General features: G+C 72.0%; 1 protein-coding gene (cut by a window edge). It reads right to left on the reverse strand.

What is annotated here, in order from left to right; genetic code table 11:
* On the reverse strand, positions 1-14,839 hold part of the coding region annotated (locus AB0O01_RS36345) for an amino acid adenylation domain-containing protein (protein WP_365320390.1) (this coding region is incomplete at its 3' end). Its footprint extends 2,863 nt past the window's final position; 14,839 of 17,702 annotated nt are visible.

Genomic DNA, 14,839 nt, shown 5'->3' on the forward strand with positions numbered 1-14,839 from the left:
ACCCGACCGGCCAACTCCCCACCCATCACCCCATCCGTCAACACCACCGACACACCACTGTCCCCCACCATGAACCCCACCCGCTCCACCGGCAGACGCACATCCATCGGCAAGAACGCCGCACCCGCCCGCCACACACCCAACATCCCCACCAGCACATCCACACCCCGCGGCACACACAACCCCACCACCGAACCCACCCCCACACCACAACCCCGCAAATAATGCGCCAACCGATTCGCCGCCACATCCACCTCACCCCGCGACACCACCACCCCATCCCCCACCACAACCACCGCACCCGCATCCACACCCACCCACTGATCAAACAACCCCAACACCGACGAACCCCCACCCACACCCGAACCCGCACCCACCAACGACGACCCACCCCACTCAACAAGCACACGCTCACGCTGCTGCTCATCGAGAACCCTGACCTCGCGCAGGGCGGTGTCCGGGCCGCCGTCGAGCGTCGCGGCCAGGGCGGCGACGACGTTCTCGATGGCCGTGCACAGCATCAGACCGACGGCCCGCGGGTCGAGCACATCCAGCGTCTGCACGCTCAGGCTCAGGCCGGCGGTGTCCTGGTCGTTGACGGAGACCACCAGGGGATAGTTGGTCCGCTCCTCCATGAAGACGGTCTGGATGCCCTGTACCGACGACTCGGGACGGTCGTCCGGTGCGTCCTCGGCGGGGGGCCGGGTGGCCCCGGCGGTGTGCCGGTAGTTGAAGAGGGAGGAGAAGAGCGGGGTGTTCCCCGCGATCCCGCTGGCCTGCTGGGCGACCGCCAGCGGCGCGTGCTCGTGCTCCAGCAGCGCGGCCAACTGGTCCCGCATGCCCTCCACCGCGGCCCGCACCCCGACCGGGCCGGTCCGCACACGGACGGGCAGGGTGTTGATGAACGGGCCCAGCACCCGGTCGGCACCCTCACCGGCGTTCATCCGCCCGAAGAGCACGGTGCCGAAGACCACGTCGTCCCGGCCGGCGAGCGACGCGAGCACCCGCGCCCACACCACATGCAGGACGGTCGCCGCGCTGACCCCCAACCTCCGGGCCACCGATCGCAGTTCCCCGGCCACCCCATCGGCGACCGGCAGCATCTGGGCACGCAGCCCACTGCCGTCGCCCCGCACATCGAGCAGCCCGTACGGTGCCGTCGGCTCGGTCACATCACCCAGGAGCCCGGCGAAGAACCGCTCGTGCTCGGCCCTCGGCACCGACCGCGTCTGCGCGACGAAGTTCCGGAACGGCAGAGCGGGGGCGAGCCGGTCCACCTGACCGTTCAGGACCGCCCGCATCTCCTGGAGCACCACGTCCATGCCCATGTGGTCCTCGATCATGTGGTGCATGCGCAGCAGTCCGAGCAGCCGGTCCTCGCCGACCGTGGCCACATGCAGATCCATCAGCGGGGCGCGGCGCAGGTCCATCGCCGACCCGACGGCACGCACCAGTGCGTCCACCCGTTCCGCGGGGTCGGTGATCCCGGCGTCAAGGGCATGCTCGACCACGGGCAGTTCGACGCGCCGCCACACCACCTGGACCGGCTCCCGCAGCCCCTCCCACACCACACCGGTCCGGTAGACATCATGCCGGTCCACGACCTGCTGCAACGCGCCCGCGAACTCCTCCATCCGGGTCCGCGACTCGAACTCCACGACCCGCACGGTCACATAGGCGTCCTGTCCGCCACCGGCCATGAGGTGGTGGAAGAGCATGCCCTCCTGGAGGGGCGCCAGCGGGTAGATGTCGGCGATGTTCGCCGCTCCGCCGTCGACCGTGGCCACGACCTGGTCGATCTCGGTCTGGTCCAGCTCCACCAGCGGGAGCAGTTCGGGCGTGATGTGCCGGGCGTCCGCCGGGATCAGGTTCTCCGGCACCTCCACCGGCCCGGCGCCCGCGGCGCGCGCCAGCCCGGCCGGGGTCGGCGACTCGAACAGCGCCCGCACCGACACCGACACCCCGCGCGTGCGCAACTGCTCGACGAGTGACACCGCGAGCAGTGAATGCCCGCCGAGCTGGAAGAAGTTGTCCTCCACCCCGACCGACTCCAGCCCCAGCACCTCCGCGAACACCGCGCACAGGATTTCCTCCTGCACGGTCGCCGGGGCCCGGCCCGTACCGCTGGCGTACTCGGGCGCGGGCAGGGCCCTGCGGTCCAGCTTCCCGTTGGCGGTGAGCGGCAGCTCGTCCAGGGCGACGAAGGCGGACGGGACCATGTACTCCGGCACCCGCGCGGCGACCAGCTCCCGCAGTCCGTCCACGTCCTGGACCGAGGGCACGACATACGCCACCAGTACATCGTCCCGAGCCACTACGGCGGCCTGGGCGACATCGGCGTGCGTCAGCAGGGCGGCCTCGATCTCACCGGGCTCGATCCGGAATCCGCGTACCTTGACCTGCTGGTCCGCGCGCCCGCCGAAGACCAGTTCCCCGTCCGTCGACCATCGCGCGAGGTCCCCGGTCCGGTACATCCGCCGCCCGGCGTCGAACGGCGACGCGACGAACCGCTCACCCGTCAGCCCCGGACGGTTCACATACCCGCGCGCCAGCCCGGCACCGGCCACATACAGCTCACCCGTGACCCCGACCGGCACCGGCTCCAGCGCGTCGTCCAGGACATAGACCCGAGTGTTGGCGATCGGCCGTCCGAACGGCACCGGACCGGGCCGCTCACCATCCACCTCGCTGATGGCCGCGATCACCGTGCTCTCGGTCGGGCCGTACGCATGCACCAGACGCCGGCCGACCGACCAGTCCCGCGCGACCGCCTCACTGATCGCCTCGGAACCCACCACCATCGGCCCCACATGCGCCAGATCCGCCGGATCCAGCACACCCAGCAGCGACGGCACCACACTCGCCGCGCTCACACCCTCCAGCTCCGCCAGCCGCCGCGGCTGCTCCCGCTGCTCCTCACTCGCGATCCACAGCGACGAACCCGACGACAACGCCACCGCCACATCCAGCACCGACGCGTCGAAGCTGAAGGACGCGAACTGCAACAGACCCACACCCGGGCCCGCACCCATCACCGGCCCGAACACCGACACCAGGTTGGCCAGCGAGCCATGCGAGACAGCAACGCCCTTCGGGGTACCCGTCGAACCGGACGTATAGATCACATACGCCAGATCCCCGACAACCGCCGGAGCCTCCGCCGACTCCCCCGGGTGATCCAGATCCCCCGCACCGAGAACAACCGACACCCCTGCATCCGCCAGCATGAACTCAACCCGATCAGAGGGAAGTTGGGAATCGATCGGCAGATACGCCGCCCCCGCCTTCCACACACCCAGGATCCCGACCACCATCTCCGGACCGCGCGGCAGCCGCAGCCCCACCACCGACTCCGGCCCAACCCCCCGGCCCCGCAGAGAGTGCGCGAGCCGATTCGCCGCCGCGTCCAACTCCCCGTACGAAAGCCCGGCGCCCTCACTCACCACGGCCACCGCACCCGGATCAGCCGCAACCCACCCCTCGAACGATCCGACGACCGTGCGGTCGGGGCCTTCGGTGACCGTGTCGTTCCAGTCCACGAGGACGCGTCGGCGCTCCTGCTCATCGAGGATGAGCACCTCGCGCAGGGCGGTGTCCGGGCCGTCGTCGAGGGCGGCGGTGAGGGCGGTGACGATGTTCCCGACGGCGGTGGCCAGCAGTTGGCCCACGGCCTGCGGGTCGAGGACGTCCACGGTCTGCACGCCCAGGCTCAGGCCCCCCGCGCCGCGGTCGTTGACCGACACCACCAGCGGGTAGTTGGTCCGCTCCTCCATGAAGACGGTCTGGATGCCGTGCACCGAGTCCGGACGGTCCTCGGTGTCGTCGCCGGTCCGGTTCCGGTCGTCGCGGGGGGTGGTGTCGGTGATGTGCCGGTAGTTGAAGAGCGAGGTGAACAGAGGGGTGTTCCCGGCGATCCCGCTGGCCTGCTGGGCGACCGCCAGCGGCGCGTGCTCGTGCTCCAGGAGCCCCGCGAGGTCATCCCGCATCCGCTCCACCGCCGCCCGCACGCCGACCTCTCCGGTGCGTACGCGCACGGGGAGGGTGTTGATGAACGGGCCGAGCACCCGGTCGGCACCCTCCCCGGCGTTCATCCGCCCGAACAGCACCGTCCCGAAGACCACGTCGTCCCGGCCCGCCAGGGTGCCGAGCACGCGCGCCCAGGCCACGTGCAGCACCGTGGCGGCACTGACGCCGAGCCGCCGCGATGCCTCCCGCAGCCCCGCCACCACCTCGCCGTCCACGGTCACCACACCCGACACCACACCACTGCCCTCACCGCGCACATCGAGCAGCCCGTACGGTGCCGTCGGCTCCGTCACATCGCCCAGCAGCCCGGCGAAGAACCGCTCGTGCTCGGCGCGCGGCACGGCCCGGGTCTGCGCGACGAAGTTCCGGAACGGCAGAGCGGGCGCCAGCCGGTCCACCCGACCGTTCAGCACTGCCCGCAGTTCCTGGAGCACCACATCCATGCCCAGGTGGTCCTGGACCAGGTGATGCATCCGCACCAGCCCCAGCCAACGACCGTCCGCCACCTCGGCCACATGCAGATCCATCAGCGGGGCCCGCCGCAGATCCATCGCCGTCCCCCCGGCCCGGGTCAGCGCGTTCACCCACTCCGCGGGCTCGGTCGACCCGACCTCGACATCGAGTACGTGCTCGACCACCGGCAGCTCGACCCGCCGCCACACCACCTGGACCGGCTCCCGCAGCCCCTCCCACACCACACCGGTCCGGTAGATGTCATGCCGGTCCACGACCTGCTGCAACGCACCCGCGAACTCATCGAGCCGGGCCCGCGACTCGAACTCCACGACCCGTACGGTGAGGTAGATGTCAGCGCCGTCGCCGGCCATGAGGTGGTGGAAGAGCATGCCTTCCTGGAGGGGGGCCAGCGGGTACACATCGGCGATGTTCGCCGCCCCGCCGTCGACGGTGCCGACCACCTGGTCGATCTCGTCCTGTCCCAGCTCCACCAGCGGCAGCATCTCGGGCGTGAGGTGCTGGGCGTCCGCCGGGATCAGGTTCTCCGGCACCTCCACCGTACCGACCGCCGCCGCCCGCGCCAGCCCCGCCGGACTCGGCGACTCGAACAGCGCCCGCACCGACACCGACACACCCCGGCCCCGCAACCGCTCCACCAGCGTCACAGCGAGCAGGGAATGCCCGCCGAGCCGGAAGAAGTCGTCCTCCACCCCGACCGACTCCAACCCCAGCACCTCCGCGAACACCGCGCAGACGACTTCCTCCTGCACGGTGACCGGAGCCCGGCCCGCGCCCGTGCCGTACTCCGGCTCCGGGAGCGCCCGCCGGTCCAGCTTCCCGTTGGCGGTCAGCGGCAATTCGTCCAGGGTCACGAAGGCGGCCGGGACCATGTACTCCGGCAGCCGGGACGCCAGCAGTTCCCGCAGCACCGCAGTGTCCGGGACCGACGAGACGACATAGGCGACCAAGGCACCCTCACGGGCCACCGCCGCCGCCTGGGTCACGTCAGGGTGCGACAGCAGCACGGTCTCGATCTCACCGGGCTCGATCCGGAAGCCCCGCACCTTCACCTGGTCGTCCGCACGACCCCCGAACACCAACTGCCCGTCCGCCGTCCAGCGGGCCAGGTCCCCGGTGCGGTACATCCGCCGCCCGGCCTCGAACGGCGACGCCACAAACCGCTCACCCGTCAGACCGGGACGGTTCACATACCCGCGCGCCAGCCCCGCACCCGACACATACAGCTCACCCGTGACCCCGACCGGCACCGGCTGAAGAGCCTCATCCAGCACAAACACCCGGGTATTGGCGATCGGCCGCCCGAACGGCACCGGACCGCGCCGCTCACCGTCCACCTCCCCGATCGCCACAATGACCGTGCTCTCGGTCGGACCATAAGCGTGCACCAGCCGCCGACCCGCCGACCACGTCCGCGCCACCACCTCGGTGACCGCCTCCGCACCCACCACCATCGGACCCACATGCGCCAGATCCGCCGGATCCAGAACACCCAGCAGCGACGGCACCACACTCGCGGCCGTCACACCCTCCAGCTCCGCCAACCGCCGCGGCTGCTCCCGCTGCTCCTCACTCGCGATCCACAGCGACGAACCCGACGACAGCGCCACCGCCACATCCAGCACCGACGCGTCGAAACTGAAGGACGCGAACTGCAACAGGCCCTCACCCGGACCCGCACCCATCACCGGCCCGAACACCGACACCAGATTCGCCAGCGAACCATGGGAGACCGCCACACCCTTCGGCGTGCCGGTCGACCCGGACGTGTAGATCACATACGCCAGATCCCCGACCACACCCGGAGCCTGCGCAGACTCCCCCGGCTGATCCAGATCCTCCACACCGAGGACAACGGAGACACCCGCATCCGCGAGCATGAACTCAACCCGCTCAGCGGGAAGCTGGCCATCGATCGGCAGATACGCGGCGCCCGCCTTCCACACACCCAGGATGCCGACGATCATCTCCGGGCCGCGCGGCAGCCGCAGCCCCACCACCGACTCCGGGCCGACACCCCGACCCCGCAGATGGTGCGCCAGCCGGTTCGCCGCCGCGTCCAGTTCCCCGTACGACAGCTCCACGCCCCGGTACACCACGGCAACCCCACCCGGAGCCGACGCGGCCCACCCCTCGAACAACTCCACCACCGAATCGCCCGCCACCGGCGCCCCGGTGTCGTTCCACCCCACCACCAGCCGTTCCCGCTCCCCCGCGCCCAGCACATCCACGGCCCCGACCCGTGTCTCCGGCCTCGCCGTGACCGCCGCCAGCACACGCGCCCAGCGTTCCGCGATCACCTCCACCGACACGGCGTCGAAGAGATCCGCCGATCCCATCAGCGCACCCTGGAGCCCGGTCGGCCGGCCCTCGGCGTCGAACTGCTCGCCGACGACCACCTCAAGGTCGAACTTGGCCGGAACCAGCTCAGGTCCGCCCGGCGCCCGGCCCTCCTGCTCGTCCTGAGCCGCCCGCATGCCGGTCAGGCCGCCGCCGCTGCCCTGCCCGGCCTGCTGTCCCGTCTGTTCGGCGTTCTGGAGCGTGAGCATCACCTGGAACAGTGGGTGACGGGCAAGGGACCGTCCCGGAGCCAGTTCCTCGACCAGGCGCTCGAAGGGCACGTCCTGGTGGGCCAGCGCCCCGAGGCTCGCCTCCCGCACCCGCCCCAGCACCTCACGGAACTCCGGATCACCCGACAGATCCGTCCGGATCACCAGCGTATTGACGAAGAACCCGACCAGATCGTCCAGCGCCTCATCCGTACGGCCCGCCACCGCCGAACCGACCGGGATGTCCGTACCGGCCCCGAGCCGCGACAGGGTCACCGCGAGCGCCGCCTGCAACACCATGAACACGGTGACGCCCTCGGCGCGCGCCAGCTCCACGACTCCCCGGTGCAGCTCGGCGGGGGTGGTGATCGCCACCCGGTGTCCCAGGTGACCGGCGACCGCCGGTCGGGCGCGGTCCACGGGCAGCGCGAGTTCCTCCGGCGCCCCGGCGAGCGCGTCCCGCCAGTACTCGACCTGCGTGGACAGCAGGCTCTCCGGGTCGGACTCCTCCCCCAGCACCTCCCGCTGCCACTGCGCGTAGTCGGCGTACTGCACCGGCAGCGGACGCCAGTCGGGGGCATGGCCCGCGAGCCGGGCCGCGTAGGCGGTGGCGAGGTCCCGGCCCAGGGGGCCCATGGACCAGCCGTCACCGGCGATGTGGTGCATCACGACCAGCAGGATCTGCTCGTCCGGAGCCGCCTCGAACAGCCAGGCCCGGAACGGCGGTTCCGACGACAGGTCGAAGGCGTGGCGCGACGCCCGCGTCACCGCCTCCGCCAAATCCTCGGGCGCCACCCGGGAGACCTCCAGCCCCCGGTCCGGGGCCACCGCGTCCAGCACCCGCTGGTACGGCTCGCCCTCCACCGCCCCGAACACCGTCCGCAGCGACTCGTGCCGCCCGACGACATCCCGCAGCGCCGCGTCCAGTACGGCGGTGTCGACACCGCTGAGCCGGATGGGGAGGGAGAGGTTGTAGGTGGGGCTGGGCCCCTCAAGCTGGTTCAGGAACCACAGCCGGCGCTGCGCGAACGACAGCGGCACTCGCTCCGGCCGCTCCTCCGCGGCCCGCAGTGCGGCTCGGGCCCGGCCGTCGCCCTCGGCCAGGGCTGCCGCGAGACCCGCCACCGTAGGCGCCTGGAACAGGGTCCGTACCTCGACCTCCGCACCCAGCACGGCACGGATCCGCGAGACCAGGCGAATCGCCAGCAGGGAGTGGCCGCCGAGCCGGAAGAAGTGGTCGTCGACGCCGACCGACTCCAGCCCGAGCACCTCGGCGAAGACCGTGCACAGGATCTCCTCCTGCACGGTGACCGGTCGCCGACCTTCACCGGCCCGGTATTCGGGCGCGGGCAGGGCGCCGCGGTCCAGCTTGCCGTTGGCGGTCAGCGGCAGTGCGTCCAGTGACACGAAGGCCGCCGGGACCATGTACTCGGGCAGCCGGGAGGCCACGAGGTCCCGCAGCCCCTCCACGTCCTGCCCGCCGGGCACGACATACGCCACCAAGGCACCCTCACGGGCCACCACCGCGGCCTGGGTGACCTCCGGGTGCGACAGCAGCAGACTCTCGATCTCACCCGGCTCGATCCGGAAGCCGCGCACCTTGACCTGGTCGTCCGCACGGCCCCCGAACACCAACTGCCCGTCCGCCGTCCAGCGCGCCAGGTCCCCGGTCCGGTACATCCGCCGCCCGGCCTCGAACGGGGATGCCACGAATCGCTCCCCAGTCAGCCCGGGACGGTTCACGTACCCCCGCGCCAGCCCCGCACCCGACACATACAGCTCACCCGTCACACCCACCGGCACCGGCTGAAGTGCCTCGTCCAGGACGTAGGCGCGTGTGTTGGCCATGGGGGCGCCGATGGCCGGCTCGTCGCCGGGGGCGAGGGGCTCGGACATCGAGGCGCACACCGTCACCTCGGTCGGGCCGTACGCGTTCAGCAGGCGGCGACCCGGTGCCCACCGCTCCACCAGCCCCCCGTCCAGCGCCTCACCGGCCGACACCAGCGTCCGCACCGACCCCAGGTCACCGGCATCCAGGGCACCCAGCACCGCCGGCGGCAGCGTCACATGGGTCACCCCATGACGCGCCACCGCGCCTGCCACGCCCGCGCCGGAATCCAGTTCCTCCGCCGAACCCGCGACCAATACCCCGCCCGCGCACAGAGTCACCCACACCTCGGACACCACCGCGTCGAAACCGACCGACGCGAACTGGAGCACCCGGGCCGTCTCGTCCACCGCGAACCGCTCACCCTGAGCCGACACCAGGTTCACCAGCCCCGCGTGCGAGACCGCGACACCCTTCGGCACCCCCGTCGAACCCGACGTATAGATCACATACGCCAGATCACCGGCCGTGCCCGGAGCCTGCGCCGACTCCCCCGGCTGATCCAGGTCCTCCGGACCGAGGACCAGGGACACACCCGCGTCCGCGAGCATGAAGTCCACCCGCTCGGCCGGGAGGCGCGAATCGACCGGGAGATAGGCAGCGCCCGCCTTCCACACGCCCAGCATCCCGGTGACCAGCTCCGCACCGCGCGGCAGCCGCAGGGCCACCACCGACTCCGGACCGACACCCCGGCCCCGCAGATGGTGCGCCAGCCGGTTCGCCGCCGCATCCAACTCCCCGTACGAAACCCGAGCATCACCGCTCACCACCGCCACCGCGTCCGGGGCAGCCGCCGCCCGGCGTTCGAAGAGGTCCACCACCGACCCGTCCGGGACCTGCGTGGCCGTGGCGTTCCAGGTGCCGAGGATGCGGGCGCGGTCGGTGGGGGTGAGCAGGTCGAGTGCGGTCAGGTGGGTTTCGGGGGTGGTGGTCGTGGTGTCCAGGACTCGGGTGAACCAGTCGGCGAACCGGGTGGCGGTCTGCTCGTCGAAGAGGTCCGCCGACACCGTCAGCATGCCGCGCAGGCCCGCCGGGTGGCCGTCCCGGTCGAAGAGTTCGCCGACCATCACCTCCACGTCACCCTTGATGGAGGTGACGACGGCGGCCTCGGTCGCCGGGAGGGAGCCGGTGCGGACACCGGGCAGGTCGAGTTCCGCGCGTTCGGTGTTCTGGAGGGTGAGGACGACCTGGAAGAGGGGGTGGCGGGACATGGAGCGTTCGGGGGCGAGTTCCTCGACCAGGCGCTCGAAGGGCACGTCCTGGTGGGCGAACGCGCCGAGGCTCGCCTCCCGCACCCGGGCCAGCAGTTCGCGGAACTCCGGGTCGCCGGACAGGTCGGTGCGGATCACGAGGGTGTTGACGAAGAAGCCGACGAGGTCGTCCAGGGCCTCGTCGGTGCGGCCCGCGACGCCGCAGCCGATGGGGACGTCGGTGCCCGCGCCCAGCCTGGACAGGGTGGTCGCCAGGGCGGCCTGGAGGACCATGAACGGGGTCGCGCCCTCGGCGCGGGCCAGGTCGGTGAGGCGCTGGTGGATCTCGGCCGGGACCTGGAGCGGTACCCGGTATCCCAGGTGGCTCGCGACGGCGGGGCGGGGGCGGACCGTGGGGAGGGGGAGTTCCTCCGGGGCTCCGTCGAGGGTCCGGCGCCAGTAGTCGACCTGGGTGGCGAGCAGGCTCGCCGGGTCGGTGTCCTCGCCCAGCAGATCGCGCTGCCAGAGGGCGTAGTCCGCGTACTGGACGGGCAGTGGCGTGAAGACCGGGGCCCGGCCGCGCAGCCGGGCCGCGTAGGCGGTGGAGAGGTCCCGGCCGAGGGGGCCCAGGGACCAGCCGTCACCGGCGATGTGGTGCATGACCAGGAGGAGGACCTGCTCGTCCGGGGAGGCTTCGAACAGCCAGGCGCGCAGGGGGAGTTCGGCGGCGAGGTCGAAGGGGTGCCGGGACGCCCGGTCCACGGCTTCGGTGAGGTTCTCGCGCGCGACCTGGGTGACCTCCAGCCGCCAGTCCAGGTCCGCGGTGCCCAGCACCCGCTGGTGCGGTTCGCCGTCCACCGCCGCGAACACCGTCCGCAGCGACTCGTGGCGTCCGATGACGTCCCGCAGGGCGACGCCCAGCGCGCCCGCGTCGACGCCGCTCACCCGGACGGGTACGGCGATGTTGTAGGCGGCGCTGGGTCCCTCCAGCTCGGCGAGGAACCAGAGCCGGCGCTGCGCGAAGGACAGGGGTACGCGCTCCGGGCGTACGGCAGCGGGCCGCAGTGCCGTGCGGGCCGGGCCGCTGTGCTCGGTGAGGCGGGCGGCGAGGCCGGCGACCGTGGGCGTCTCGAACAGCGCCCGTACCTCGACCTCGACGCCGAGCACCACCCGGACGCGGGAGATCAGCCGGACGGCGAGCAGGGAGTGCCCGCCGAGCTGGAAGAAGCTGTCGTCGACGCCCACGGAGTCGACGCCGAGGACATCCGCGAAGATCGCGCAGAGCATCTCCTCGTGGAGCGTGGCGGGGCCGCGTCCGCCACCGGAGGTGTACTCGGGCGCGGGCAGGGCCCGGCGGTCCAGTTTGCCGTTGGCGGTCAGCGGGAGTTCGGCGACGGTGACGACGGCCGCCGGGACCATGTATCCGGGGACGCGTCCGGCGACGAAGGCGCGCAGACTGTCGGGGTCGGCCGGGGGGCGGGCGGGGTCGGCGGGCACGATGTACGCCACCAGCCGTTTGTCACCGGGGGTGTCCTCGCGGGCCACGACGGCGGTGCGGGCCACGTCGGGGTGGGCCAGGAGGGCGGCCTCGATCTCGCCGGGCTCGATGCGGAAGCCCCGGATCTTCACCTGTTCGTCGGCGCGGCCGATGTAGAGGAGTTGCCCGTCGGGGGTCCACTTGGCGAGGTCGCCGGAGCGGTACATGCGCTCACCGGCGGAGCCGAAGGGGCAGGCGACGAAGCGTTCGGCGGTCAGTTCGGGGCGGCCCACATAGCCGCGGGCGACCTGGTCACCGGCCACGTACAGTTCGCCGATCACCCCGACCGGTGCCGGGGCGAGGGAGTCGTCCAGGACATAGGTCGACAGTCCGGGCAGTCCGCGGCCGACGACGCTGCCGGTCTCCTCGTCGGCGGGGCCGAGCCGCCAGTGGGTGGCGTGGACGGTGGTCTCGGTGATCCCGTACATGTTGACGAGCCGGACGCGCGGGGCGTCGTCCTCGCGGGGCCACCAGCTCCGCAGCCGGGCGTGGTCGAGGGCCTCCCCGCCGAACACCATGAGCCGCAGGTCCCTGGGCCGGAACTCGTCCACCGCGAGAAGCTGGTAGAGCGCCGAGGGGGTCTGGCTGAGGACGGTGACCTGCTCGTCGGCCAGCAGCCGGGCGAACTGCTGCGGCGACCGCGACACATCGAACGGGACGACGACGACACGAGCTCCGTGGACGAGCGCGCCCCACAGCTCCCAGACGGAGAAGTCGAACGCGAAGGAGTGGAAGCAGCTCCACACATCGGACGGGCCTAGGTCGAAGAGTCCCCGGGTGGAGGCGAACATGCCGACGACATTGCGGTGGCTGACCGCGACGCCCTTGGGGCGGCCCGTCGAGCCGGAGGTGTAGATCACATAGGCGCGGTTGTCGGGCGTGACCGAGCGGGGGAGGGGTGTCGCGTCCAGCGCGGCGAGGCGCTCCCGGGTCTCCGGGTCGTCCAGGACGGTGACGTGGACGGTGGGCGGCAGATGGTCCGCGAGCTGCGGGAGGCAGGCCGTGGAGGTGACGACGGCCACCGCTCCGGCGTCGGCGAGGACATAGCTCACCCGTTCCGCCGGGTGGCGCGGGTCGACGGGGAGGTAGGCGGCGCCGGTCTTGAGGACGCCGAGGAGCGCCACGACGGTGTCGGCGCCGCGGTCCAGCATGACGGCGACGGTGGATTCCGTACCGGCGCCGAGGGCGCGCAGATGATGGGCGAGGCGGGTGGCGCGGGCGTCCAGCTCGGCGTAGGTGAGCCGGGTCTCGCCGGCCACCACGGCGAGGGTGTCGGGGGCCGCCGCGACCTGCTGTTCGACCAGGTCGGCGAGGGTGGCGGGGGTGGTGTCGTCGGTCTGCGGGACCTGGTCGTTCCAGGCGTGCAGCAGCCGGGCCCGCTCCTCGCCGCCGAGGACGTCGATGGCCCGCAGGTCGGTGTCCGGGCCGTCGTCGAGGGCGGCGGTGAGGGCGGTGACGGTGTTCTCGACGGCGGTGGCCAGCAGTTGGCCCACGGCCTGCGGGTCGAGGACGTCCACGGTCTGCACGCCCAGGCTCAGGCCCCCCGCGCCGCGGTCGTTGACCGACACCACCAGCGGGTAGTTGGTCCGCTCCTCGGCGAAGACCGTACGGATGCCCTCGACGGGCCGCTCCTCGCCGCTCTCCCCGGCGTCCGGGGCGCGGCCACCGCTGCCGGTGACATGCCGGTAGTTGAACAGCGAGGTGAACAGCGGCATATCGGCCGCGACCCCGCTGACCTGCTGCGCGACCGCCAGCGGCGCGTGCTCGTGCTCCAGCAGCGCGGCCAACTGGTCCCGCATGCCCTCCACCGCGGCCCGCACCCCGACCGGGCCGGTCCGTACGCGCACGGGCAGGGTGTTGATGAATGGGCCGAGGACCCGGTCGGCACCCTCACCGGCGTTCATCCGCCCGAACAGCACCGTCCCGAACACCACGTCGTCGCGCCCGGACAGCACCGCCAGCACCCGTGACCACACCACATGAAGCACCGTCGCCGGACTGACCCCCAGCCGCCGCGACACCTCCCGCAGCCCCGCGACCACCTCGTCCTCCACGGACACCACACCCGACACCACACCACTGCCGTCACCGCGCACATCCAGCAGCCCGTACGGTGCCGTCGGCTCCGTCACATCGCCCAGGAGCCCGGCGAAGAACCGCTCGTGCTCGGCGCGCGGCACGGCCCGGGTCTGCGCGACGAAGTTCCGGAACGGCAGGGCGGGCGCCAGTTGGTCCACCTGCCCCGTCAGGACCGCCCGCAGTTCCTGGAGCACGACATCCATGCCCAGGTGGTCCTGGACCAGGTGATGCATCCGCACCAGCCCCAGCCACCGGCCGTCCGCCGCCACCTCGGCCACATGCAGATCCATCAGCGGCGCGCGGCGCAGGTCCATCACCGAGCCACCGGCGGCGACGAGGGCATCCGCCCAGCGCGCGGGCTCGGTGGACGGGACATTGAGGGTGTGCTCGACGACGGGCAGTTCGACCCGCCGCCACACCACCTGGACCGGCTCCCGCAGCCCCTCCCACACCACACCGGTCCGGTAGATGTCATGCCGGTCCACGACCTGCTGCAACGCACCCGCGAACTCATCCAGCCGGGCCCGCGACTCGAACTCCACCAGCCGGACCGTCACATAGGCGTCGGCTCCGCCCCCGGCCATCAGATGGTGGAAGAACAGCCCCTCCTGGAGGGGGGCCAGCGGGTACACATCGGCGATGTTCGCCGCCCCGCCGTCGACCGCCGCGGCCACCCGGTCGATCTCGTCCTGGTCCAGCTCGACCAGCGGCAGCATCCCCGGGGTGAGGTGGTCGGCGTCCGCCGGGATCAGGTTCTCCGGCACCTCCACCGAACCGACCGCCGCCGCCCGCGCCAGCCCCGCCGGACTCGGCGACTCGAACAGCGCCCGCACCGACACCGACACACCCCGGCCCCGCAACCGCTCCACCAGCGTCACAGCGAGCAGGGAATGCCCGCCGAGCCGGAAGAAGTCGTCCTCCACCCCGACCGACTCCAACCCCAGCACCTCCGCGAACACCGCGCAGACGATCTCCTCCCGCACGGTGGCGGGGCCCCGGCCCACACCGGTGGCGTACTCGGGCGCGGGCAGGGCGTGGCGGTCCAGCTTCCCGTTGACCGTCAGCGGCAGCGCGTCCAGGGGCATGAAGGCCGCCG

Origin of the sequence: Streptomyces sp. NPDC093252 (assembly GCF_040683675.1) — a bacterium.
Classification (GTDB): domain Bacteria; phylum Actinomycetota; class Actinomycetes; order Streptomycetales; family Streptomycetaceae; genus Streptomyces.